The organism is Plantactinospora sp. WMMC1484 (assembly GCF_049315195.1).
In the GTDB taxonomy this organism is placed as follows: domain Bacteria; phylum Actinomycetota; class Actinomycetes; order Mycobacteriales; family Micromonosporaceae; genus Plantactinospora.
In genome coordinates, this window is record NZ_CP186055.1 from 2153092 (window position 1) to 2174757 (window position 21666).

The 21666-nt window shown below is 70.7% G+C and carries 30 protein-coding genes; 29 read left to right on the forward strand and 1 reads right to left on the reverse strand.

Annotated elements, in window-relative coordinates; all coding sequences use genetic code 11:
• The first annotated feature begins 32 nt into the window (after positions 1-32).
• From rplV to truA, 27 genes are all read left to right on the forward strand, one after another.
• On the forward strand, positions 33-548 hold the full coding sequence (rplV, locus tag ACN28C_RS09500; RefSeq protein WP_422773148.1) for a 50S ribosomal protein L22: 516 nt from the start codon (positions 33-35) through the stop codon (positions 546-548).
• Positions 548-1426, forward strand: coding sequence for a 30S ribosomal protein S3 (gene rpsC, locus ACN28C_RS09505; protein ID WP_422773149.1), 879 nt, complete (start codon positions 548-550; stop codon positions 1424-1426). The genes rplV and rpsC overlap by 1 nt, the downstream gene beginning before the upstream one ends.
• A 3-nt stretch (positions 1427-1429) precedes the next feature.
• Positions 1430-1855: a 50S ribosomal protein L16 gene (gene rplP, locus ACN28C_RS09510; RefSeq protein WP_088647000.1), complete on the forward strand. Its 426-nt coding sequence runs from the start codon at positions 1430-1432 to the stop codon at positions 1853-1855.
• Positions 1855-2091 carry a 50S ribosomal protein L29 gene (gene rpmC / locus ACN28C_RS09515; protein ID WP_278064266.1) on the forward strand — a complete coding sequence of 79 codons (237 nt, stop codon included), beginning with the start codon at positions 1855-1857 and terminating at the stop codon, positions 2089-2091. The genes rplP and rpmC overlap by 1 nt, the downstream gene beginning before the upstream one ends.
• The gene (rpsQ, locus tag ACN28C_RS09520) at positions 2088-2369 is read left to right on the forward strand and encodes a 30S ribosomal protein S17 (RefSeq protein ID WP_421495319.1); all 282 of its coding nucleotides are present in this window, start codon (positions 2088-2090) and stop codon (positions 2367-2369) included. Before rpmC ends, rpsQ begins: the two co-directional genes overlap by 4 nt.
• 112 nt (positions 2370-2481) lie before the next feature.
• A complete protein-coding gene (gene rplN, locus ACN28C_RS09525) occupies positions 2482-2850 on the forward strand; it encodes a 50S ribosomal protein L14 (protein WP_422773150.1) in 369 nt (122 codons plus the stop codon).
• 3 nt (positions 2851-2853) lie between these two features.
• Positions 2854-3168 (forward strand): 50S ribosomal protein L24, encoded by a 315-nt coding sequence (gene rplX / locus ACN28C_RS09530; protein ID WP_422773151.1) that lies wholly within the window; start codon positions 2854-2856, stop codon positions 3166-3168.
• Positions 3165-3734, forward strand: coding sequence for a 50S ribosomal protein L5 (gene rplE / locus ACN28C_RS09535; protein ID WP_421495317.1), 570 nt, complete (start codon positions 3165-3167; stop codon positions 3732-3734). Before rplX ends, rplE begins: the two co-directional genes overlap by 4 nt.
• 33 nt (positions 3735-3767) lie before the next feature.
• Positions 3768-3953 carry a type Z 30S ribosomal protein S14 gene (locus ACN28C_RS09540; protein ID WP_007073023.1) on the forward strand — a complete coding sequence of 62 codons (186 nt, stop codon included), beginning with the start codon at positions 3768-3770 and terminating at the stop codon, positions 3951-3953.
• Between the two features lie 154 nt (positions 3954-4107).
• Positions 4108-4515 carry a 30S ribosomal protein S8 gene (rpsH, locus tag ACN28C_RS09545; protein WP_018784557.1) on the forward strand — a complete coding sequence of 136 codons (408 nt, stop codon included), beginning with the start codon at positions 4108-4110 and terminating at the stop codon, positions 4513-4515.
• Positions 4516-4589: 74 nt separating this feature from the next.
• Entirely contained in the window at positions 4590-5132 is a 543-nt protein-coding gene (gene rplF, locus ACN28C_RS09550; protein ID WP_422773152.1) for a 50S ribosomal protein L6, read from the forward strand.
• 8 nt (positions 5133-5140) lie between these two features.
• Entirely contained in the window at positions 5141-5518 is a 378-nt protein-coding gene (gene rplR / locus ACN28C_RS09555) for a 50S ribosomal protein L18 (RefSeq protein ID WP_422774595.1), read from the forward strand.
• 31 nt (positions 5519-5549) lie between these two features.
• Positions 5550-6164: a 30S ribosomal protein S5 gene (gene rpsE / locus ACN28C_RS09560; protein ID WP_422773153.1), complete on the forward strand. Its 615-nt coding sequence runs from the start codon at positions 5550-5552 to the stop codon at positions 6162-6164.
• A complete protein-coding gene (gene rpmD, locus ACN28C_RS09565; protein WP_013735939.1) occupies positions 6164-6346 on the forward strand; it encodes a 50S ribosomal protein L30 in 183 nt (60 codons plus the stop codon). Before rpsE ends, rpmD begins: the two co-directional genes overlap by 1 nt.
• Positions 6346-6789 (forward strand): 50S ribosomal protein L15, encoded by a 444-nt coding sequence (rplO, locus tag ACN28C_RS09570; RefSeq protein WP_422773154.1) that lies wholly within the window; start codon positions 6346-6348, stop codon positions 6787-6789. The genes rpmD and rplO overlap by 1 nt, the downstream gene beginning before the upstream one ends.
• Before the next feature lie 257 nt (positions 6790-7046).
• Positions 7047-8378, forward strand: a complete 1332-nt coding sequence (gene secY, locus ACN28C_RS09575; RefSeq protein ID WP_422773155.1) for a preprotein translocase subunit SecY — start codon at positions 7047-7049, stop codon at positions 8376-8378.
• Entirely contained in the window at positions 8379-9032 is a 654-nt protein-coding gene (locus tag ACN28C_RS09580) for an adenylate kinase (protein WP_422773156.1), read from the forward strand. It abuts the gene before it with no gap.
• 9 nt (positions 9033-9041) lie between these two features.
• Positions 9042-9887: a type I methionyl aminopeptidase gene (map, locus tag ACN28C_RS09585; RefSeq protein ID WP_422773157.1), complete on the forward strand. Its 846-nt coding sequence runs from the start codon at positions 9042-9044 to the stop codon at positions 9885-9887.
• A 103-nt stretch (positions 9888-9990) separates the two neighbouring features.
• Positions 9991-10572, forward strand: a complete 582-nt coding sequence (locus ACN28C_RS09590; RefSeq protein ID WP_422773158.1) for a DUF1707 SHOCT-like domain-containing protein — start codon at positions 9991-9993, stop codon at positions 10570-10572.
• A gap of 213 nt (positions 10573-10785) precedes the next feature.
• Entirely contained in the window at positions 10786-11007 is a 222-nt protein-coding gene (gene infA, locus ACN28C_RS09595; protein ID WP_007073013.1) for a translation initiation factor IF-1, read from the forward strand.
• Between the two features lie 130 nt (positions 11008-11137).
• Positions 11138-11251, forward strand: a complete 114-nt coding sequence (gene rpmJ, locus ACN28C_RS09600; protein WP_421497460.1) for a 50S ribosomal protein L36 — start codon at positions 11138-11140, stop codon at positions 11249-11251.
• A 222-nt stretch (positions 11252-11473) separates the two neighbouring features.
• A complete protein-coding gene (rpsM, locus tag ACN28C_RS09605; protein WP_422773159.1) occupies positions 11474-11854 on the forward strand; it encodes a 30S ribosomal protein S13 in 381 nt (126 codons plus the stop codon).
• A gap of 140 nt (positions 11855-11994) precedes the next feature.
• Entirely contained in the window at positions 11995-12402 is a 408-nt protein-coding gene (gene rpsK / locus ACN28C_RS09610) for a 30S ribosomal protein S11 (protein ID WP_030329919.1), read from the forward strand.
• 16 nt (positions 12403-12418) lie between these two features.
• Positions 12419-13045, forward strand: coding sequence for a 30S ribosomal protein S4 (gene rpsD, locus ACN28C_RS09615; RefSeq protein ID WP_422773160.1), 627 nt, complete (start codon positions 12419-12421; stop codon positions 13043-13045).
• Between the two features lie 114 nt (positions 13046-13159).
• The gene (locus ACN28C_RS09620) at positions 13160-14182 is read left to right on the forward strand and encodes a DNA-directed RNA polymerase subunit alpha (RefSeq protein WP_101368124.1); all 1023 of its coding nucleotides are present in this window, start codon (positions 13160-13162) and stop codon (positions 14180-14182) included.
• Between the two features lie 68 nt (positions 14183-14250).
• Positions 14251-14814, forward strand: coding sequence for a 50S ribosomal protein L17 (gene rplQ / locus ACN28C_RS09625; protein WP_422773161.1), 564 nt, complete (start codon positions 14251-14253; stop codon positions 14812-14814).
• Positions 14815-14895: 81 nt separating this feature from the next.
• Positions 14896-15729 (forward strand): tRNA pseudouridine(38-40) synthase TruA, encoded by an 834-nt coding sequence (gene truA, locus ACN28C_RS09630; RefSeq protein WP_422773162.1) that lies wholly within the window; start codon positions 14896-14898, stop codon positions 15727-15729.
• Positions 15730-15858: 129 nt separating this feature from the next.
• On the opposite strand, the gene ACN28C_RS09635 is transcribed toward truA, so the two are convergent.
• A complete protein-coding gene (locus ACN28C_RS09635; protein ID WP_422773163.1) occupies positions 15859-16548 on the reverse strand; it encodes a hypothetical protein in 690 nt (229 codons plus the stop codon).
• A 2401-nt stretch (positions 16549-18949) separates the two neighbouring features.
• On the opposite strand from ACN28C_RS09635, the gene ACN28C_RS09640 reads away from it, so the two are divergent.
• Together ACN28C_RS09640 and ACN28C_RS09645 are read left to right on the forward strand one after the other, a co-directional pair.
• On the forward strand, positions 18950-19555 hold the full coding sequence (locus ACN28C_RS09640; protein WP_422773164.1) for a class I SAM-dependent methyltransferase: 606 nt from the start codon (positions 18950-18952) through the stop codon (positions 19553-19555).
• Between the two features lie 145 nt (positions 19556-19700).
• A complete protein-coding gene (locus tag ACN28C_RS09645; RefSeq protein ID WP_422773165.1) occupies positions 19701-21383 on the forward strand; it encodes an ATP-binding cassette domain-containing protein in 1683 nt (560 codons plus the stop codon).
• Positions 21384-21666: the final 283 nt, after the last annotated feature.

Genomic DNA, 21666 nt, shown 5'->3' on the forward strand with positions numbered 1-21666 from the left:
GACCACGGATTAAGGATCAAGGGGTTTCAGCGATGCCAGTAAAGGGCGACGCTCCGGTGCTTCCGGGCGCGCGGGCGGTTGCGCGACACGTGCGCATCTCGCCGACCAAGGCGCGCCGGGTGGTCAACCTCGTCCGCGGTCTGCCCGCGAAGGAGGCGCTCACGGTGCTGCAGTTCGCGCCGCAGGCGGCGAGCGAGCAGGTTTACAAGGTGCTCGCGAGCGCGATCGCCAACGCGGAGAACAACGAGCGGCTGGACCCCGACGCGCTGCTCGTCAGCGAGGCGTTTGTGGACGAGGGCCCGACGATGAAGCGGTTCCAGCCGCGGGCGCAGGGCCGGGCGTACCGGATCCGCAAGCGGACCTGCCACATCACCATCGTGGTCGAGGCCGTGGCGCCGGCGGCGCCGGGCGGGCGGGGCGCGGCGAAGAAGGCCGCACCGGCCAAGAAGGCGGCTCCGGCCGGGGCGACGGCGTCGACCGAGCCGGCCGAGACCGAGCCGACGACCGAGGGCGCGGAGAAGCAGAGCAAGACGGAGGGTGCCGAGTAATGGGTCAGAAGGTTCACCCGCACGGGTTCCGGCTCGGCATCTCGACCGACTGGAAGTCCCGCTGGTACGCGGACAAGCTCTACAAGGACTACATCGCCGAGGACGTCAAGATTCGGCGCATGATGTCCAGCGGCCTGGAGCGGGCCGGCATCTCCAAGGTCGACATCGAGCGGACCCGGGACCGGGTCCGGGTCGACATCCACACCGCCCGGCCGGGCATCGTCATCGGCCGTAAGGGTGCCGAGGCCGACAAGATCCGCGGCAAGCTGGAGAAGCTCACCGGCAAGCAGGTGCAGCTCAACATCCTCGAGGTGAAGAGCCCGGAGTCGGACGCGCAGCTCGTCGCGCAGGGCGTGGCGGAGCAGCTCTCCAGCCGGGTCAGCTTCCGGCGGGCGATGCGCAAGGCCATGCAGTCCGCGATGAAGAACCCGATCGTACGGGGCATCCGGGTGCAGGTCTCCGGCCGGCTCGGCGGCGCCGAGATGAGCCGCACCGAGTTCTACCGAGAGGGCCGGGTGCCGCTGCACACGCTGCGGGCCAACATCGAGTACGGCTTTTTCGAGGCCCGGACCACCTTCGGCCGGATCGGCGTGAAGGTCTGGATCTACAAGGGCGACGCCGTACCGGGCCGGGAGGCCCCGGCCGAGACGGGTCCGGCCCGGCCGCGCCGGGAGCGGGGCGACCGTCCCGAGCGCCCGCGTCGTGGTCGCTCCGGCTCCTCCGGCACCACCGCCGGCGGCACCGAGGCGGGCCGGGCCGCGCAGGCGGAGATCTCCGGTACGCCCGCCGAGGCGACGAACGACAGCGCCGCGTCGGCTTCCGCCGCGGCGACTCCGGCGGCTTCCGCCGGAACGGACAGCTCAGCGCAGGAGGGCTGACATATGCTGATGCCGCGCAAGCCCCCGAAGGGCTTCCGCAAGCCGCACCACCCCGACCGCCACGGCGCGTCGAAGGGCGGCAACCGGGTGGTGTTCGGCGAGTTCGGAATCCAGGCGCTCGAGCCCGCGTACGTGACCAACCGGCAGATCGAGTCGGCGCGTATCGCGATGACCCGGCACATCAAGCGTGGCGGCAAGGTCTGGATCACGGTCTTCCCGGACCAGGCCCTGACCAAGAAGCCGGCCGAGACCCGGATGGGTTCCGGTAAGGGTTCGCCGGAGTGGTGGGTCGCCAACGTGAAGCCGGGGCGGGTCCTCTTCGAGATGTCCTTCCCCAACGAGCAGATCGCGCGAGAGGCGATGCGTCGCGCGATCCACAAGCTCCCGATGAAGTGCCGCATTGTGACGCGCGAAGTGGGTGAAAGCTGATGGCCGCGGGCGTGAAGGCCAGCGAGCTGCGTGAGCTCTCCGAGGAGGAGCTGGTCAGCCGGCTCCGGGAGGCCAAGGCCGAGCTGTTCAACCTCCGTGTCCAGGGGGCGACCGGTCAGCTGGACAACAACCGCCGGCTCCAGGTCATCCGCCGGGAGATCGCCCGGATCTACACGATCATGCGTGAGCGCGAGCTTGGGCTTTCGGCCGCGCCGACTGAGGTGACTGCATCATGAGTGACGAGAACACGACCACCGCCCAGGCCCGGCCGCAGCGCAAGGTCCGCGAGGGCCTCGTGGTCAGCGACAAGATGGAAAAGACCGTGGTCGTCGAGGTGGAGGACCGGGTCAAGCACGCGCTGTACGGCAAGGTCATGCGCCGCACCAGCAAGCTGAAGGCGCACGACGAGCAGAACGCGTGCGGCGTGGGCGACCGGGTGCTGCTCATGGAGACCCGTCCGCTCTCCGCCACCAAACGGTGGCGGGTCGTGGAGATCCTCGAGAAGGCCAAGTAAGAGCCGTACCGCAGGCTCAGGGTTCCGCCAAGCTCAGCCGGCACGGGACTCCGGTCGGGAAGGCAGACCGGAGCGACCACCGGCTGAGAACTGGCAGACATAGGAGATAGACGTGATTCAGCAGGAGTCGCGACTGCGTGTCGCCGACAACACGGGTGCACGGGAGATCCTGTGCATCCGGGTGCTCGGTGGCTCCGGTCGGCGCTACGCGGGCATCGGCGACGTCATCGTGGCCACGGTCAAGGACGCCATCCCCGGTGCCGGTGTGAAGAAGGGCGACGTCGTGAAGGCGGTCGTCGTCCGCACCGCGAAGGAGAAGCGGCGGCCGGACGGCTCGTACATCCGATTCGACGAGAACGCGGCCGTGATCATCAAGGACGGTGGTGACCCGCGGGGTACCCGTATCTTCGGCCCGGTCGGCCGGGAGCTGCGGAACAAGCGGTTCATGAAGATCATCTCGCTCGCGCCGGAGGTGTTGTAAACCGTGAAGGTGAAGAAGGGCGACACGGTGATCGTCATCGCCGGCAAGGACAAGGGTGCCAAGGGCAAGGTCATCGCGGCCTACCCGCGGCAGGACAAGGTCCTGGTCGAGGGCGTGAACCGGGTCAAGAAGCACACCCGCATCCAGACCACCCAGCGCGGTGCCAAGACCGGCGGCATCGTCACCCAGGAGGCCCCGATCCACGTCTCGAACGTGATGGTCCTGGACTCCGACGGCAACCCGACCCGGGTCGGGTACCGGATCGACGACGGCGGCCAGAAGATCCGCATCGCGCGCAGCACCGGTAAGGACCTGTGATGACGGCAACCGAGACCAAGACGCTGCCCCGGCTCAAGCAGCGCTACCGCGACGAGATCGTGGGGCAGCTGCGCGAGCAGTTCCAGTACGGCAACCCGATGCAGGTGCCCGGGCTGGTCAAGATCGTCGTCAACATGGGTGTCGGCGAGGCGGCCCGCGACGCGAAGCTGATCGACGGCGCCGTGCGTGACCTGGCCACCATCTCCGGCCAGAAGCCGCAGGTGCGCCGGGCCCGCAAGTCCATCGCGCAGTTCAAGCTCCGCGAGGGAATGCCGATCGGCGCCAAGGTCACCCTGCGCGGCGACCGGATGTGGGAGTTCCTGGACCGGCTGCTCTCCATCGCGCTGCCCCGGATCCGCGACTTCCGTGGCCTGGACGGGCGCAAGCTCGACGGACACGGCAACTACACGTTCGGGCTCACCGAGCAGTCGGTGTTCCACGAGATCGACCAGGACCGGATCGATCGCGTACGGGGCATGGACATCACGGTGGTGACCAGCGCGACGACCGACGACGAGGGCCGGGCGCTGCTCAAGCTGCTTGGCTTCCCGTTCAAGGAGAGCTGAGCCGCGTGACGGATCGAAACGAGGAGAACTGAGATGGCGAAGAAGGCGCTGATTCTCAAGGCCGCCGCGAAGCCGAAGTTCTCGGTTCGCGCGTACACCCGCTGCCAGCGGTGTGGTCGGCCGAAGGCGGTCTACCGCAAGTTCGGCCTCTGCCGGGTGTGCATCCGGGAGATGGCCCACCGGGGCGAGCTGCCCGGCGTGTCGAAGGCTTCCTGGTGACACTGCGCCCCATCCGCCGGTGGCGGAGCGAGCACCGCGACGCCACCTGCTTTGGGCCCAGCCACGTCCCGGCCGATGTCCGGGGCGAGGATCGCAACGCCGTAGGCCCGGGGCACTGCCCCGGGAACCCCGGCGAGAAAGGCTGACGAGATCCATGACGATGACCGACCCGATCGCAGACATGCTGACGCGTCTGCGTAACGCCAACCAGGCGTACCACGACCGGGTGACGATGCCCTACTCGAAGATCAAGGCGAACATCGCCGAGGTCCTCAAGTCCGAGGGCTACATCGCGACCTGGTCGGTCGAGGAGCCCGAGGAGGGCGCCGTCGGCAAGCGACTGGTCGTCGAACTGAAGTACGGCCAGAACCGGGAGCGGAGCCTGGCCGGCATCAAGCGCGTCTCCAAGCCCGGTCTCCGGGTGTACGCCAAGTCGGACGGGCTCCCGCGGGTGCTCGGCGGGCTGGGTGTGGCGATCATCTCGACGTCCCAGGGGCTGCTGACCGACCGGCAGGCTCGCAAGCGGAGCGTTGGCGGGGAAGTCCTCGCCTTCGTCTGGTAACGGGAGACTGCCGTGAGCGCGAGGAGTGCAGCGAAGCGGAGCCCCGCAGTCGCGAACGAAGGAAATGATCGATAATGTCGCGTATTGGACGCAAGTCGATCCCGGTGCCGTCCGGCGTCGAGGTGACGATCGACGGCTCGACCGTCAAGGTCAAGGGCCCCAAGGGCGAACTGTCGCACACCCTGGCCGAGCCGATCACGGCGGAGCGGGGCGACGACGGCCAGCTGCACGTCAACCGGCCGAACGACGAGCGCAAGGCCAAGGAACTGCACGGCCTGAGCCGTACCCTGGTGGCGAACATGATCGTCGGGGTGACCCAGGGCTACCGAAAGACCCTGGAGATCGCCGGCACCGGTTACCGGGTCACCGCCAAGGGCAGCGACCTGGAGTTCGCGCTCGGCTTCTCGCACCCGGTGCAGGTGAAGGCCCCGACGGGGATCACCTTCACGGTCGAGCGGCCCACCCTGTTCCACGTGGCCGGCATCGACAAGCAGCAGGTCGGCGAGGTCGCCGCCAACATCCGGAAGATCCGTCCGCCGGAGCCGTACAAGGGCAAGGGCGTCAAGTACCAGGGCGAAGTGATTCGTCGTAAGGCCGGGAAGGCAGGTAAGAAGTGACCGCCACACTGCTCAAGCGCCGGCGCGGCGTTGCCGCTCAGCGCGCCGTCGGGCGGGCGCGTCGGCACTTCCGGGTGCGTAAGACCGTCGTCGGCACCGCCGAGCGGCCGCGTCTCGTGGTCACCCGTTCGCTGCGGCACATCACCGCGCAGATCGTCGACGACGGCAAGGGGCACACCCTGGTCTCCGCGTCGACCCTGGACGACTCGATCCGGGGCAGCGAGGGCGACAAGAGCGCCCTGGCCGGCAAGGTCGGCGCGCTCGTGGCCGAGCGTGCCAGGGCGGCCGGGATCGCCAAGGTCGTCTTCGACCGCGGTGGCAACAAGTACGCCGGGCGGATCGCGGCGTTGGCCGACGCGGCCCGCGAAGCCGGGCTCGAGTTCTGAACCCCGTCACGAGAAGAGAGGAAGGCTGCTGATGCCAGGTCAACAGCGCCGTGGCGGCGGGTCCGGTGGCAACGAGGGTGGTCGCCGCGACAACCGCCGTGAGGGCGGCCGCGGAAACGCGCCCGCCGAGAAGACGCCGCATCTGGAGCGGGTCGTCGCGATCAACCGGGTTGCCAAGGTCGTGAAGGGTGGACGTCGGTTCAGCTTCACCGCCCTGGTGATCGTGGGCGACGGCGACGGCACGGTCGGGGTCGGCTACGGGAAGGCCAAGGAGGTGCCCGCGGCGATCGCCAAGGGTGTCGAGGAGGCCAAGAAGCACTTTTTCAAGGTGCCGCGGATCGGTGCCTCGATCCCGCACCCGGTGCAGGGCGAGGACGCCGCCGGCGTGGTGCTGCTCAAGCCGGCCAGCGCCGGTACGGGCGTCATCGCCGGTGGGCCGGTGCGTGCCGTGCTGGAGTGCGCCGGCATCCACGACGTGCTCTCCAAGAGCCTCGGTTCGGCCAACCCGATCAACATCGTGCACGCGACGGTGGCGGCCCTGAAGGGGCTGGAGTCGCCGGAGGCGGTGGCGAAGCGTCGGGGCCTGCCGGTCGAGGACGTCGCCCCGGCCGCCATGCTGGCGGCCCAGGCGGGGGTGACGGCCTGATGGCACGCCTGAAGGTGACCCAGGTCCGGTCCGGCATCGGGACCAAGCACAACCAGCGCGAGTCGCTGCGGTCGCTCGGTCTCAAGCGGATCAATGACGTGGTGGTCAAGGAGGACCGCCCCGAGATTCGGGGCATGATCTTCACTGTGAGCCACCTCGTGAAGGTCGAGGAGGTCGAGTAATGACCATCAAGGTTCACCACCTGCGCCCGGCCCCCGGAGCCAAGACCGAGAAGACCCGGGTGGGTCGCGGTGAGGGCTCCAAGGGGAAGACGGCCGGTCGGGGCACCAAGGGGTCCAAGGCCCGGAAGAACATCTCGGCGGCCTTCGAGGGTGGGCAGATGCCCATCCACATGCGGCTGCCGAAGCTGAAGGGCTTCAAGAACAAGTTCAAGGTCGTGTTCCAGGTGGTCAACCTGGACCGGCTCGCCGAGCTCTTCCCGGAGGGCGGCCAGGTCGGCCCGACCGAGCTGGTCGCGGCCGGCGCCGTCCGCAAGGGTCAACCGGTGAAGATCCTCGGTACCGGGGAGCTGGGCGGGGTCGCCCTCCAGGTGTCGGCGCACGCGTTCAGCGCGTCCGCCAAGGAGAAGATCACCGCTGCCGGCGGCTCGGCGACGGAGCTGTAGGAGACCGTGGTCGGGGCGCTCGCTCAGTTCAGGTGACTGGCGGGCGCCACGGCCCTACTACTAGGGGGGGTCGGGCCCGCAGCGCCCGGATGCCCCGTTAATATCGGAACCGGTGAATGCTCTCCGGGGTGGATCTGCCCGGAAGCCCGCCGGACTGTTAGAGTCCGAACCCAGCTATGGGTATCGGGTCACTCGCCCGACAACCAACCCCGTCCCGCCACGCACCAGCGGCGGCCGCCTCGCGCAGGAGGAAGAAGTTGCTCTCCGCCTTTCTCAGTGCGTTCCGCACGCCTGACCTGCGCAAGAAGTTGCTGTTCACCTTAGGCATCATCGCGGTCTACCGGCTCGGCGCGACGCTACCCAGCCCTGGCGTTTCCTACGGCAACGTGCAGCAGTGCATCAGGACCATGGAGTCGGGGGAGGGCAACGGCGTCTTCAACCTGCTCAACCTCTTCTCCGGCGGGGCGCTGCTCTCGCTCTCGGTCTTTGCGCTGGGCATCATGCCCTACATCACCGCCTCGATCATCCTGCAGCTGCTGACCGTGGTGATTCCCCGGTTGGAGCAGCTCCGCAAGGAGGGTCAGGCCGGCCAGGCGAAGATCACGCAGTACACCCGTTACCTGACCCTCGGGCTCGGTGTGCTGCAGGCGTCGGCCTTCGTGGCGCTGGCCCGTTCCGGTCAGCTCTTCAACGGGATGTGCCAGGAGTTCCCGATCATCCCAGAGGGCACTGGCCTGCCGACCTGGCTGACGGTGAGCATCCTGGTGATGACCATGACCGCCGGCACCGGCGTGGTGATGTGGCTCGGCGAGTTGATCACCGACCGGGGCGTCGGCAACGGCATGTCGGTGCTGATCTTCACCTCGATCGCGGCCCGGCTCCCCAGCGAGGGCTGGACGATCAAGAACAACAAGGGCTGGGCGATGTTCGCCCTGGTCCTGGTGCTGGTCTTGGTGGTCATCACCGCGGTGGTCTTCATCGAACAGGCGCAGCGCCGGATCCCGGTGCAGTACGCCAAGCGCATGATCGGCCGCCGGATGTACAGCGGTACCTCCACCTACATCCCGTTGAAGGTCAACCAGGCGGGTGTGATCCCGGTCATCTTCGGCTCGTCGCTGCTCTACCTGCCGTCGCTACTGCTCCAGTTCTTCGACCAGAACAACCTCAACAGCTGGCAGACCTGGGTGCAGAACCACCTCGTCCAGCCGGACAGCCCCACCTACATCAGCATCTACTTCCTGCTGATCATCTTCTTCACGTACTTCTACGTCTCGATCACGTTCAACCCGACCGAGGTAGCGGACAACATGAAGAAGTACGGCGGGTTCGTCCCCGGCATCCGGCCGGGCAAGCCGACCGCCGACTACCTGGACTTCATCCTGAGCCGGATCACCCTCCCCGGGTCGCTCTACCTGGGTGCCGTCGCGGTCCTGCCGAACTTCTTCTTCATCTGGCTGGACAACCAGCAGTTCCAGAACTTCCCGTTCGGCGGCACCGCCGTGCTGATCATGGTCGGCGTCGGGCTGGAGACGGTGAAGCAGATCGAGAGCCAGCTCATGCAGCGGAACTACGAAGGGTTCCTGCGGTAGATGCGACTCGTTCTGGTCGGTCCCCCCGGGGCGGGCAAGGGGACCCAGGCCGAGTTCATCGCCGCCCACCTCGCCGTGCCCAAGATCTCGACGGGTGACATCTTCCGGGCCAACGTTTCGCAGGGCACGCCGCTGGGCGTCGAGGCCAAGCGCTACATGGACGCCGGCAAGCTGGTGCCGGACGAGGTGACGATCAACATGGTCCGGGACCGGCTCGCCGAGCCGGACGCGGCCGAGGGGTTCCTGCTCGACGGCTTCCCCCGGACCACCCCGCAGGCCGCCGCGCTGGACAAGCTGCTGGCCGATCTCGGCACCGCGCTCGACCTGGTGCTGGAGCTGGTGGTCGACGACGACGAGGTGATCCGGCGGCTCTCCGGGCGGCGCACCTGCCGGGGCTGCGGCAAGGTCTGGCACATCGAGTTCGACCCCTCCTCGGTGGAGGGGCTCTGCGACCGCTGCGGCGGTGAGCTGTTCCAGCGGGACGACGACAAGGCGGAGACGATCGCCGAGCGGCTGCGCGAGTACGCCAGCAAGACCGCGCCGTTGATCGACTACTACGGCGCGCAGGGCAAGCTCGTCGGCATCGACGCCACCGGACCGGTGGAGGACGTCACCGTGCGGGCTATCGACGCCCTGCGCTCGTACGGCGGCTAGGCTGGCACCATGCGCCGTCCCCAGCTGGACATCCAGCTGAAGACCCCGGAGCAGGTCGAGCTGATGCGTGCCGCCGGGCTCGTCGTCGCGGCGGCCCTGGCACGGATGCGCGCCGCCGTGGCGCCCGGGATCTCCACCGCCGACCTCGACGCGATCGCCGAGTCGGTGATCCGGGAGGCTGGCGGCACCCCTTCGTTCAAGGGCTACCACGGCTTTCCCGCGTCGATCTGTTCCTCCGTCAACGAGCAGGTCGTGCACGCCATCCCGGCACCGACCCAGGTGCTCCGGGAGGGTGACCTGATCTCGATCGACTGCGGCGCGATCCTCGACGGCTGGCACGGCGACGCCGCGATCACCGTCGGGGTCGGCGAGGTCCGCCCGGAGCTGCTCCGGATGGCGGAGGCCACCGAGGACGCGATGTGGGCGGGGATCCGCGCCGCGGCGCGCGGCATGCTCAGCGGGCGCGGCCGGCTGACCGACATCTCGTACGCGGTGGAGCGCGCCGTCCGGGCCGCCGGCCGCTACGGAATCGTCGAGGGGTACGGCGGACACGGCATCGGCACCGAGATGCACCAGGACCCGCACGTGCTCAACCACGGCCGCCCCGGGCGCGGCCCCCGGCTGGTGCCGGGGATGGCGCTGGCCATCGAGCCGATGCTCACCATGGGCTCGCCCCGGACGACGGAGCTGGACGACGGCTGGACGGTGGTCACCCGGGACGGCTCGATCGCCGCGCACGTCGAGCACACCATGGCGCTGCTGGACGACGGCGTCTGGGTGTTGACCGCCCCGGACGGCGGCCGGTCCCGCCTCGGTGACCTGGTGACCGCACGCGAACCGGCCCGCTCTTCCTAGCCCTTCCTGACGAGAGTTGTTAGGCGGGGGCCCTTCTTATACAAAAAGCGATAACCGGGGGCCCTTCCTTGCACTGTGGCGCGGGGGTGGCATCCTCGTAGGCATGGACCGGCGGGACCAGATGCGCGCCGCTGACTCGGATCGGGCGTCGGTGGCCGATCAGCTGCTGCGGGCCTTGCAGGAGGGCCGGCTCGACCTCGCCGAGTACGAGGATCGGCTGCAGCGGGCGTACGCCGCCAAGACGTACGGGGACTTCGCCGGCCTCCTCGACGACCTGCCGGGTACGGTGCCGGTCGACCGGTCCGAGCTCGTCCCCGCGACCGGGTCGGGAGCCCCGGTGCCCCGACCCGGCCCGGACGGGCGGTATCCGGGCGCGACCCGCGCGTGGCTGGCCGACACCTGGGACGGCTATTTCGGGGTGGTCACGATCGTGGTGGCGATCTGGGCGGTCACCTCCCTGGCCGCCACCGAGTGGCTCTATTTCTGGCCGGTCTGGGTGGCCGGACCGTGGGGTGCGGTGCTGCTGGTCTCCACCGTGGGCGGGCTGGCGAGCGGTGAGCCGCAACGCTGGGCCGGCAAGCGTGCCGCGAAGCAGCAAGCCAAGATCGAGAAGAGGCGGCGGGCCGAGAGCGAGACGCGGGATCGCGGGCGGGGCGAGCAGAGCGGCCAGGAGGAACCCGCCTGATATAGTCGCCTTCGTCCGATCCGCCGCCCGGGAGTCCCCGGGTTGGCGCTGGCGTGCGGGCGCGCGTACACTGGCTGATCGGCGCACAGCGTCCACTCCGGCATGCCCACCCGCGCTTCGGTGGGTCCGGAGCCGCGGCTGGCTCGGATGTTCTCCGTCCGGGAAAGGCGTTGTGAGCCGTCCGGAGTAACCGACGTCAGGACAGCGGAGGACATGCCGAAAAAAGACGGAGCCATCGAGATCGAGGGCCGAGTGATCGAGCCACTTCCGAACGCCATGTTCCGGGTGGAACTCGCGAACGGTCACAAGGTGCTGGCTCACATCAGCGGCAAGATGCGGCAGCACTACATCCGCATCCTGCCCGAGGACCGGGTCGTCGTCGAACTCTCGCCGTACGACCTGACCCGAGGGCGCATCGTCTACCGCTACAAGTGAACGTCGCCGGCCCGGCCACCACCGGTCCGGCAGGACGTGAACTGTCTGACGACGGCCGGGTGTCCGTGTCCGTCCTCACGACTCGACGGCGTCAGCGCGCTGCCGGGCAGAGATGGGAAGTAAGGCAACCGTGAAGGTCAAGCCGAGCGTCAAGAGGATCTGCAACAAGTGCCGGATGATCCGCCGGCACGGCCGGGTCATGGTCATCTGCACCGACCCGCGCCACAAGCAGCGCCAGGGCTGATCCACGACCGCCAGCCGGTGACGTGCCGGCGGCGCCGACGGCCAGTCCGGGTCGCAGATCCCGTACAACAACACAAGCTCGTCCCAGCCGCGAGCGGCGAGATCGCCCAGCGAGAACGCAGTCGTGGCCGACCCCCGGTCGGAGGCCGGGGCCCGCAGGTCAGGGCAGGCGGGGTGGGGCGGGTCCAGACCTCCGCAAGCAATCCGAGGAGTACGCCCGCACATGGCACGGCTAGTCGGCGTCGATCTTCCCCGCGACAAGCGGCTGGAGATCGCGCTCACCTACATTTTCGGGGTCGGTCGGACCCGGGCGGTCGAGACGCTCGCCGCCACCGGCATCTCCCCCGACAAGCGCGCCAAGGACCTCACGGACGACGAGCTGCTTCAGCTCAGGAACCACATCGAGGCCAACTACAAGGTAGAAGGCGACCTGCGCCGCGAGGTCGCCGCTGACATCCGCCGCAAGGTCGAGATCGGCTGCTACGCGGGCATCCGGCACCGCCGGGGTCTGCCCGTCCGTGGCCAGCGGACCCGTACCAACGCCCGGACCCGGAAGGGCCCGAAGCGGACCGTCGCCGGCAAGAAGAAGCCCGGCAAGAAGTAGAACTGAACCGGAATCCGGGTCGGCATCCGCCGAGGTAGGCCGGACTCCGACCCGCACCGGAAAGTTCTCTGGTGACCGGCCGGTTCTGCCGAGCAGAGCCGTGCCCCGGTCCGGGAAGTCAACTAGGAGCGCACAGACTCATGCCACCGAAGGCTCGCGCCGGGGCCGCCGTCAAGAAGGTCCGGCGCAAGGAACGCAAGAACGTCGCCCACGGGCAGGCGCACATCAAGAGCACGTTCAACAACACCATCGTCTCCATCACCGACCCGACCGGAGCGGTCATCTCGTGGGCCTCCGCCGGCCAGGTCGGCTTCAAGGGCTCCCGCAAGTCGACTCCGTTCGCCGCCCAGCTGGCAGCCGAGGCCGCCGCGCGCCGGGCCATGGAGCACGGCATGCGCAAGGTCGACGTGTTCGTCAAGGGCCCCGGCTCCGGCCGGGAGACCGCCATCCGCTCGCTGCAGGCGGTCGGCCTGGAGGTCGGCCAGATCGCCGACGTCACGCCGCAGCCGCACAACGGGTGCCGTCCGCCGAAGCGTCGTCGGGTCTGAGAGGTAGACGAAAGAGATGGCTCGTTACACCGGCCCCGACTGCCGCCGTTGCCGTCGGGAGAAGATGAAGCTGTTCCTCAAGGGCAGCAAGTGCGATGGCCCCAAGTGCCCGTTCGAGTCCCGGCCGTTCCCGCCCGGGCAGCACGGCCGGGGCCGCACCAAGGAGACCGAATACCTGCTGCAGCTCCGCGAGAAGCAGAAGGCCCGCCGGGTCTACGGCGTGCTGGAGAAGCAGTTCCGGGGGTACTACGAGGAGGCCGTCGCCAAGAAGGGCAAGACCGGCGAGATCCTCCTGCAGATCCTCGAGTCCCGGCTCGACAACGTCGTCTACCGGGCCGGCCTGGCGAAGTCGCGTGACCACGCGCGGCAGCTCGTCAAGCACGGCCACCTGACGGTGAACGGCCGCAAGGTCGACGTCCCGTCGTACCGGGTGAAGGAGCACGACATCATCGAGGTCCGGGCCAAGTCCAAGGAGCTGACGCCGTTCATCGTGGCGCAGGCCGAGGCCGGCTCGAAGACGGTGCCGGCCTGGCTGGAGGCGATCCCCAGCCAGATGAAGGTGCTGATCCACTCGCTTCCGGCCCGGGGCGTCATCGACACCCAGGTCCAGGAGCAGCTGATCGTCGAGCTCTACTCGAAGTAACGTTTCTGGCGCTGTCGCGTCGGCTTCCGGGCGTACCGCTCGGGAGCCGGCGCGGAGCGCCGGACAAGAGTTTGGGCATCAAATAGCGGGTGCCCCGAACGAAAAGGAAACAGCATGCTCATCACCCAGCGGCCGACCCTCACCGAGGAGTCGATCAGCGAGACCCGGTCCCGGTTCACCATCGAGCCGCTCGAGCCCGGTTTCGGCTACACCCTGGGCAACTCGCTCCGGCGGACGCTGCTGTCGTCCATCCCGGGCGCGGCGGTCACCTCGATCAAGGTCGACGGTGTGCTGCACGAGTTCACCACCATCCCCGGTGTCAAGGAGGACGTGGTCGAGCTCGTCATGAACGTCAAGGAGCTCTGCGTCAGCTCCGACCACGACGAGCCGGTCAGCATGTACCTGCGCAAGCAGGGCCCCGGCGACGTCACCGCCGGTGACATCCAGCCCCCGGCCGGTGTCTCGGTGCACAACGCCGACCTCAAGCTCGCCACCCTGAACGGCAAGGGCCGGCTCGACATGGAGCTGACCGTCGAGCGGGGCCGTGGCTACGTCACCGCCGCACAGAACAAGCAGGCCGGCGCCGAGATCGGCCGGATCCCGGTCGACTCGATCTACTCGCCGGTGCTGAAGGTGACGTACCGGGTCGAGGCGACCCGGGTCGAGCAGCGTACCGACTTCGACCGGCTGATCATCGACGTCGAGACCAAGGCTTCGATCGGGCCGCGCACCGCGCTCGCCTCCGCCGGCTCCACCCTGGTCGAGCTCTTCGGCCTGGCCCGGGAGCTGGACGAGAGCGCCGAGGGCATCGACATCGGCCCGTCGCCGCAGGACGCGCAGCTCGCCGCCGACCTGGCGCTGCCGATCGAGGAGCTGGACCTCACCGTCCGCTCCTACAACTGCCTCAAGCGCGAGGGCATCAACACGGTTGGCGAGCTGATCGGGCGTACCGAGGCCGATCTGCTGGACATCCGCAACTTCGGTCAGAAGTCGATCGACGAGGTCAAGATGAAGCTCGCCGGCATGGGGCTGGGGCTGAAGGACTCGGCGCCCAACTTCGACCCGGCGCACGTCGTCGACTCCTTCGGCGAGGCCGACTACGACACCGACGACTACCGCGAGACCGAGCAGCTTTAGTCCGGGGCTAGCCGGATTTCCGGCCACCCACTGGAAATCCGGCCACCCACTATCGAGGAGCACCAAGAATGCCCACGCCCACCAAGGGCCCCCGCCTCGGCGGTAGCCCCGCGCACGAGCGGATGATCCTGGCCAACCTGGCCACCGCGCTGTTCCAGCACGGCCGCATCACCACCACCCAGACGAAGGCCAAGCGGCTCCGCCCGCTCGCGGAGCAGCTCATCACCAAGGCCAAGCGGGGAGACCTGGCGTCCCGCCGGCGGGTGCTGACCGTCGTACGGGACAAGGACGTGGTCTTCGCCCTCTTCGACCAGATCGCTCCCCGGTTCGCCAACCGCAACGGTGGCTACACCCGGATCGTGAAGACCGTCCCGCGCAAGGGCGACAACGCGCCGATGGCCATCATCGAGCTGGTCGAGGAGCTGGTCGTCGCCCCGGCGGCGCCGGCGAAGAAGGCCACCGCCCGCAAGGCGGCGCAGCAGGACAAGGTCGAGGCACTCGCCCCCGACGAGGAGACCCCGCGTTCCTCGTCCCCCGCCGACCAGGACGACCAGGACGCCGAGGCACCGGAGTCGCGCTCCGGTGACACCCCGGCGGCCCGGGAGGACAGCGACGAGGCGGACACCAAGTAGCACCGACGAACGGCGCCGGGCCCGGCATCCCCGCGGGGGTGTCGGGCCGCGGCGTATCTGGAGCGGGCCGTGGAGCACGAGGTGGATGAGGATCTGACCCGGGTACGCCTGGACGTCAGCTACGACGGCGGTGACTTCTCCGGCTGGGCCGCCCAGCCGGGGCGGCGTACCGTCGCGGGGGTGCTGGTCGAGGCGCTGACCAGGATCGTCGGGCCGGGCCGGGTCACCGGATTGACCGTGGCGGGGCGCACCGACGCTGGGGTGCACGCCAGCGGGCAGGTCTGCCACCTCGACCTGCCGACCGGGGTGTGGCGGCAGTGGGCGGAGACGCTGCCGCGCCGGCTCGCCGGAGTACTTCCGCCTGACGTGCGGGTCCGGGCCGTCACCGAGATGCCGGCCGAGTTCGACGCCCGGTTCTCGGCCACCTACCGGCGTTACGAATACCGGGTCACCGACGCCCCGTACGGCGCCGAGCCGCTGCGCCGGCACGAGGTGCTGGCCTGGCCGCGCCCGCTCGACCTGGCGGCGCTGAACCGGGCCGCCGCCGGACTGGTCGGCGAGCACGACTTCGCGGCGTACTGCCGGCGTAAGGAGAATGCCACGACGGTGCGGGAGCTGACCCGGCTGGACTGGCGACGGGACCCGGACGGCGTCCTGGTGGCGACCGTGCAGGCCGACGCGTTCTGCCAGTCGATGGTACGCAGCCTGGTCGGCGCGATGCTGGTTGCCGGCGACGGGCGCCGAGCGGTCGACTGGCCCGGCAGCCTGCTCGGTCGCCGGGAGCGGGCCAGCGAGGTGAGCGTGGCGCCGCCGCACGGGCTGATCCTGGTCGCGGTCGGCTACCCCGACGATCCCGCCGAGTACGCCGGCCGGGCCCTACGGACCCGCCGGCTCCGGCTCAGCACCTCGGCCTGAGGCCGGCGCCGGGCCGGTCTCAGGGCGCGGCGACCACGTCACCCCGTTGGCCTGGCCGGCGTCCGGCGGTCTTCAGCCGAGCTGGCTGTGTTCAGCCGAGCTGGCTGTGTTCAGCCGAGCTGGCTGTGTTCAGCCGGGCTGGGCGGGGCTGGACGGACCGGGCGGGGTCGACGCGGAGATGGCCCGCTTGTCGAGCACCTTGCCGCGCAGATAAACCTCGATCATGTCCGAGAGGATCTGCCGGGCGAAGAGGTCGTCCGTGCCGATCGTCTTGCCGTCGGCCTTGGCGACGACGCAGTAGATCAGGAAGTGCCCCCGGACGTGCCATCCGGCCTGAGCCGAGGCGAGCGTGACGGCCTCGGTGCCGCGCCCGGCGGCCAGGCCGCGAAAGCGTCCCTCCCCGGCGTCGACGATCGTCTTGATTTTCTCCCGCGCGGATGTCGCCCCCGCCTCGTCGGCGAGGTTGACGATCCCGGCGGTCGCAACGTAGACCCCTGTCGGGGACCGTACGGTGCCCCGGACGAACTGGCTGCATCCAGCGTCCGCCAGGACCGTGGCGATCTCGCCCTCGGCGACCAGGTCGCAGTCCGCCGACTCCTGGGTCTTGAGCAGCTCGTACGCCGACTGGTCGGCATCGACCTGCACCTCCTTGGCGGCGGGGAAGAGTTCTTTGACCGTCAACGGGGCCGGATCGGCGGCCCGGGAGCTGATGTCCCGGGGTGCGGCGGCCGCGCCCACCCCGTCGGCGGGCCGGGCGTCCCGCCCCACCGGCTCGTCGACGACGAAGAAATAGGAACTGAGCCCGCAGATGCCGAGCATGAGCAGGACTCCGAGCGAGCCGATGACCAGCTGCCAGGTGCGTTTCGTACTCCGGAGCGGCGTGTTGGCCTCGCCGGGCGGCGGTGTGCCGGTGGTGGCGGCGGAACCGGCGGGCGGTTTCGCCGACGGGGCGGCCGGCGCCGGAGCGGGTGGGGCGGCCCCGCCGGGGGTGGGATTCCGGTCCGGAGTCGACGTCCGGCCCGGGGAGACCGGGGTGGACGTGGTCGGGCCGGTACGCGTACCGGGTCCGGTCGGCCCGGACCGGCGGTCACCGGCGGGACCGGTCCGGGGCCCGGCAGGTGGCCGCGGTGCCCGATCCTGTGCCGGTCCGGTACGTGGCGCGGCCGGTGAGCCCGGTACCGCTCCGGGGCGTGGGGGGCCGGCTGTCGCTCCGGAGCGCGGTGTGGCCGGAGAGCCCGCCACCGGTCCGGAGGGCGGTGCGGCGGCTGCCGGTCCGGAGCGTGGTGCGATCGGCGAGCCGGGTGCCGGTCGGGAGCGTGGTGCGATCGGCGATTCCGGCGGGCCGCCGGCATCCCTGGGACGGCGCGGCCCGGTCTGTGGCAGCGGACCGCGCTGTGCCGCAGGGCCGGCGTGGGAGGGCCTACGCGGCTCGTCGTCGGGCCGTGGGCCGGCATCCCGGCCGAATCCCGGCCCCACCGGTCGGCTCCTCGGCGGCATCATCGGCGCTTCGCCAGGCCCGGAGGGCGGACCGGAGTGGGGGGCTCCGGCGGGTCCACCGACACCGGTCCGGGGCGCGGGGACTCCGCTGCGAGGCGCGGGGACGGCGCTGCGGGGTGCGGGGGCGGCGGCGGTCCGGGGGGCAGCGGGGCCGGGGCGACCGGGGGAGGCTTCGGGGCGGCCGGCAACGGGCGGTCGTCGTACCTCCGAATCCTCGTCAGCCCGACGAGGGCCGGTGCGGTCGGCCGCCGCCCGGCCCGGGACGCCTCGGTCAGGGCGATGCTCAACCGGCTCGGCCGCCCTACGCCGTCCGGCGGGCGCCGGCACGCCGGACGCGGTCGGGTCGGGGCGGGCGGCCTCCCGGTCGCTGGAGGGAGCCCGGCGCTGCCGTGGCGCCGGGGCCGACCGTGGGCCGGCGAGTGGGACCTCGCCGGAACCTGGCCGGTAGCGGCCGTCGGGCGGTGACGGATCGGGTTCGGCGCGACGCCGGCCGGCCGGGGACTGTTCGCGGAGATCGGCGATGCCGGGCGATGCCGGGCCCGACACGTTCCGGACGGACCCGAACGGCTCGGCGCCGGACGGCAGCGGTCCACTGCCGACGGATCGTCCGCCGGTCCGGCCCGGGCGGCCGTCGGGGCCGGACCTGCTCTCGGGGACAGTCCTGCTGGCCGGGCCCGATCGGCCCTCGGTGCCGGGTCTCTGGTCGGGGCCAGGCCGGTCGGGGGCCATCCTGCTGCCCGGAGCCATCCGGTCGCCCGGACCTGTCCGGTCGCCCGGACCTGTCCGGTCGCCCGGAACCATCCGTTCGCCCAGCCTCGCCCGGTCGCGCGGCACGGACCCCTCGCCGATGCCCGGCCTGCCGCCGGCCCCGGATGCGGGGCGGCCACCGGCGGGCGGAACGTCCGACGGTGCGGCCAGGTGCCGTCCGCCTTCGGCCGAGCGCGCCGGATGGCGGCCAGCCGGTGGAGGACGATCGGGGCTGATCCGGTCCCGTGACGGACGGTCGTGGACCGGGCGGCCCGGCGGTGGATAACCGGAGGCCGGCCCCACGTCGTCCGCCTCGGATACGCCGTGTCGGGCCCGACGAGCCGGGCCGGGATCTGGTGCGGAGCGCCCAAGGCCGTCCGTCTTGCGAGCGGTTGGTGACCCTGGGTATCGACCAGCCGGCCCATCCACATGTCGGCCGGCCGGCCCTTCGAGGTGCCGGCCACCCGGCTCGTCGCGGTGCCGCTCCGCCCCGTCCGGATAACGGCCGGGTGCCTCCGGATAGCGGTCCGGTGACTCCGGGTAGCGGCCCGGAGTGGGAGCCGAGCGAGCCGGGCGGTCTGCGGAGCGACCCGGCCCGTCCACCCGCCAGCCGTGGGCGGAGCCGGACCCGGTCGGCTCCGCATTGGACGCGTCGAACCGGGACGCCGCCGGGGACGCCTCCGCGCGGTCGGCCCCAGACCGGCGTCGGCCGGCCCGCCCCGGAGGTGGACCGGCCGCCACATCCGGATCGACCGAAGGCTGATCGGCGGGATCTCGTCGGGACCGTGGCGGTCCACCGCCCGGCCCAGGTCCACGCCCATAAACCATGTCGCACAGGGTAACGGAAATCCGCATCGGCGCGCCGCCGTAGATGAATCACAGTTCATGTGAGACTAGGCATTTGCCCGAAACCCGGGCAGGGTCCACCCTGCGGCCGCCGCCGGGCGCGCCGCCGCGGTAGGCGAGAATGCGTGCCGTGAGCGGAGACCACTACTTCAGCACCGAGCCCGTGGCCAGCGCCGACCGGCGTACGGTGGTGTTCTCCGCCGGAGGACGCGACTACTCGCTGACCTCTTCGGCCGGGGTCTTCTCCGCCGATCGGCTCGATCCGGGAACCGCCGTACTACTGCGTAAGGCCGAGCTGCCCGAGTCGGACATCTCCGGCGTACTGCTCGACCTGGGTTGTGGTTACGGTCCGATCACCTGCGTACTGGCCAGCCGCACGGATGCGGCGACGGTCTGGGCGGTCGACGTGAACGCACGGGCCCGCGCACTCACCGCCGAGAACGCCGGACGTCTCGGCCTCGCCGACCGGGTACGGGTGGTCGCTCCCGACGAGGTCCCGGACGACCTTTCCTTCGCTCAACTGTGGTCGAACCCGCCGATCCGGATCGGCAAGGAGGAACTGCACGGCATGCTGCGGCGCTGGTTACCCAGGCTCGCACCGGAAGGTGTGGCGTGGCTGGTGGTGGCCCGCCATCTCGGCGGTGACTCGCTCCAGCGCTGGCTCGCCGAGAGCGGTTGGCACGTCGAGCGGCGCGCCAGCCAGAAGGGCTACCGGGTGCTCCGGGTCACCCGCTGAGCGCCCGCCCGTTCCCGCAGCACCTGCGCGCCGCCGCCCTGCCCTGGCCGCCGGCCCACAGTCCTCCTGCCCTGACAACCGGCCCTCTTGTCGTGCCGCCGAAACCCGGTGTCGCCGGAGGGGGTGGCTGCGGCACGATGCCGACGTGGGTTACGTGGACGTCGCCGGAGTCGCGCACATCCTGCCGGACGGCCGGCAGTTGTTCGCCGACGTCTCGTTTCGGGTCGGCGAGGGTGCCAAGGTCGCCCTGGTCGGGCCGAACGGCGCAGGCAAGACCACCCTGCTGAAGATGGTGGCCGGCGACCTGCCCACCCGGACCGGTGCCATCGCCCGCTCCGGCGGCCTGGGCGTGATGCGGCAGTTCATCGGCATGATCGGCGACGAGTCGACGCTGCACGACCTCGTACTCTCGCTCTCGTCGCCGGAGCTGCGCGCGGCGGGGGAGCGGCTGGCGGCGGCCGAGGCGGCACTGCACGCCGCCGAGGTGCGCGGCAAGTTCAGCAGCGTGGCCGGCAGGGCGCAACTGGCGTACGCCGAGGCGCTGACCGAATGGGGCGAGGTGGGCGGGGGATACGACGCCGAGGTGCTCTTCGACACCGTCTCGACGATCGTGCTCGACCTGCCCTGGGAGAAGGCCCGCACCCGACCGGTGCGCACCCTCTCCGGCGGCCAGCAGAAGCGGTTCGCCCTGGAGCTGCTGCTGCGCGGTGTCGACGAGGTGCTGCTGCTCGACGAGCCGGACAACTTCCTCGACGTGCCGGGCAAGCGCTGGCTGGAGGGGCGGCTGCGGGAGTCGGCGAAGTCGGTGCTCTACGTCTCGCACGACCGGGAGTTGCTGGCCCGCACCGCGGACCGGGTGGTGGCGGTGGAGGGTGGCAGCGCCTGGGTGCATCCGGGCGGCTTCGACAGCTGGCACGAGGCGCGGGTCGCCCGGCACGACCGGCTGGAGGAGCAGCGCCGCCGCTGGGACGAGGGGCACCAGAAGCTCCGCGAGCTGATGCTGCTCTACAAGCAGAAGGCGGCCTACAACGACGGGATGGCCTCCCGCTACCAGGCGGCGCAGACCCGGCTGCGCAAGTTCGAGGAGGCCGGGCCGCCACCCGTACCGCCGAAGGACCAGGACATCCGGATGCGGCTGGGCGGCGGGCGCACCGGCAAGCGGGCCGTCGTCTGCGAACAGGTCGAGCTGGAGGACCTCACCTTCCCGTTCGACCTGGAGGTCTGGTACGGCGACCGGGTCGCCGTCCTCGGCGCGAACGGTACGGGAAAGTCGCACTTCCTTCGGCTGCTGGCCCGGGGCGGCACCGATCCGGATCCCGCCAACGGTCCGGTGGACGGCGGGCCGGCCCTGGCACCGGTCCGGCACGGCGGCGTGGCCCGGCTCGGCGCCCGGGTCCGGCCCGGCCACTTCTCGCAGACCCATGACCGGCCCGAGTTGCTCGACCGGACACTCGTCGAGGTGCTCTGGCGGGGCGACGACCACCGGGCCGGGCTGGACCGGCACGCCGCGATGAAGGCGCTGAACCGGTACGAGTTGGCGGGGCAGGGCGACCAGCGATTCGGCACGCTCTCCGGCGGGCAGCAGGCGCGCTTCCTGGTGCTGCTGCTGGAACTCTCCGGTGCGACGCTGCTGCTGCTCGACGAACCGACCGACAACCTGGACCTGGCCTCGGCCGAGGCCCTGGAGGCAGGGCTGCGGGCATTCGAGGGGACGGTGCTCGCGGTCACCCACGACCGATGGTTCACCCGGTCGTTCGACCGGTTCCTGCTCTTCCGGGGCGACGGTGAGGTGGTCGAGACGGCGCAACCGGTCTGGGACGTGGCCTGAAGCGGGACGGGACCGGTCTGGGGTGGCCTGAAGGGGACCGGTCCGGGGCCTGAAGCGGGACCCGTCTGGATGGCCTGAAGGGGACCGGTCCGGGGAGGTGGCCTGACGCGGGACCGCGTCCGGGGGCGGCCTGGGGCCGGACCGGTGGGTGGACGGGCGGACGGGCCGGTGGGCGGGCGGACGGGCCGGTGGGCGGGCGGACGGGCCGGTGGGCGGGCGGACGGGCCGGTGGGCGGGCGGACGGGCCGGTGGCGGCGGAGGTGGCGCAGCCTGGCCGCGTGGC

What these genes read in the sequence shown, in the direction of transcription:
- infA (WP_007073013.1), top strand. Translation starts at nt 10,786, where the DNA reads ATGCCGAAAAAAGACGGAGCCATCGAGATCGAGGGCCGAGTGATCGAG.
- ACN28C_RS09580 (WP_422773156.1), top strand. Translation starts at nt 8,379, where the DNA reads ATGCGACTCGTTCTGGTCGGTCCCCCCGGGGCGGGCAAGGGGACCCAG.
- rplV (WP_422773148.1), top strand. Translation starts at nt 33, where the DNA reads ATGCCAGTAAAGGGCGACGCTCCGGTGCTTCCGGGCGCGCGGGCGGTT.
- rplO (WP_422773154.1), top strand. Translation starts at nt 6,346, where the DNA reads ATGACCATCAAGGTTCACCACCTGCGCCCGGCCCCCGGAGCCAAGACC.
- ACN28C_RS09635 (WP_422773163.1), bottom strand. Translation starts at nt 16,548, where the DNA reads ATGCTCGGCATCTGCGGGCTCAGTTCCTATTTCTTCGTCGTCGACGAG.
- ACN28C_RS09620 (WP_101368124.1), top strand. Translation starts at nt 13,160, where the DNA reads ATGCTCATCACCCAGCGGCCGACCCTCACCGAGGAGTCGATCAGCGAG.
- map (WP_422773157.1), top strand. Translation starts at nt 9,042, where the DNA reads ATGCGCCGTCCCCAGCTGGACATCCAGCTGAAGACCCCGGAGCAGGTC.
- ACN28C_RS09540 (WP_007073023.1), top strand. Translation starts at nt 3,768, where the DNA reads ATGGCGAAGAAGGCGCTGATTCTCAAGGCCGCCGCGAAGCCGAAGTTC.
- rpmD (WP_013735939.1), top strand. Translation starts at nt 6,164, where the DNA reads ATGGCACGCCTGAAGGTGACCCAGGTCCGGTCCGGCATCGGGACCAAG.
- ACN28C_RS09590 (WP_422773158.1), top strand. Translation starts at nt 9,991, where the DNA reads ATGGACCGGCGGGACCAGATGCGCGCCGCTGACTCGGATCGGGCGTCG.
- rpsH (WP_018784557.1), top strand. Translation starts at nt 4,108, where the DNA reads ATGACGATGACCGACCCGATCGCAGACATGCTGACGCGTCTGCGTAAC.
- rpmC (WP_278064266.1), top strand. Translation starts at nt 1,855, where the DNA reads ATGGCCGCGGGCGTGAAGGCCAGCGAGCTGCGTGAGCTCTCCGAGGAG.
- rpsM (WP_422773159.1), top strand. Translation starts at nt 11,474, where the DNA reads ATGGCACGGCTAGTCGGCGTCGATCTTCCCCGCGACAAGCGGCTGGAG.
- rpsD (WP_422773160.1), top strand. Translation starts at nt 12,419, where the DNA reads ATGGCTCGTTACACCGGCCCCGACTGCCGCCGTTGCCGTCGGGAGAAG.
- rpsK (WP_030329919.1), top strand. Translation starts at nt 11,995, where the DNA reads ATGCCACCGAAGGCTCGCGCCGGGGCCGCCGTCAAGAAGGTCCGGCGC.
- rpsC (WP_422773149.1), top strand. Translation starts at nt 548, where the DNA reads ATGGGTCAGAAGGTTCACCCGCACGGGTTCCGGCTCGGCATCTCGACC.
- rpsE (WP_422773153.1), top strand. Translation starts at nt 5,550, where the DNA reads ATGCCAGGTCAACAGCGCCGTGGCGGCGGGTCCGGTGGCAACGAGGGT.
- rplP (WP_088647000.1), top strand. Translation starts at nt 1,430, where the DNA reads ATGCTGATGCCGCGCAAGCCCCCGAAGGGCTTCCGCAAGCCGCACCAC.
- rplF (WP_422773152.1), top strand. Translation starts at nt 4,590, where the DNA reads ATGTCGCGTATTGGACGCAAGTCGATCCCGGTGCCGTCCGGCGTCGAG.
- rplQ (WP_422773161.1), top strand. Translation starts at nt 14,251, where the DNA reads ATGCCCACGCCCACCAAGGGCCCCCGCCTCGGCGGTAGCCCCGCGCAC.
- rpsQ (WP_421495319.1), top strand. Translation starts at nt 2,088, where the DNA reads ATGAGTGACGAGAACACGACCACCGCCCAGGCCCGGCCGCAGCGCAAG.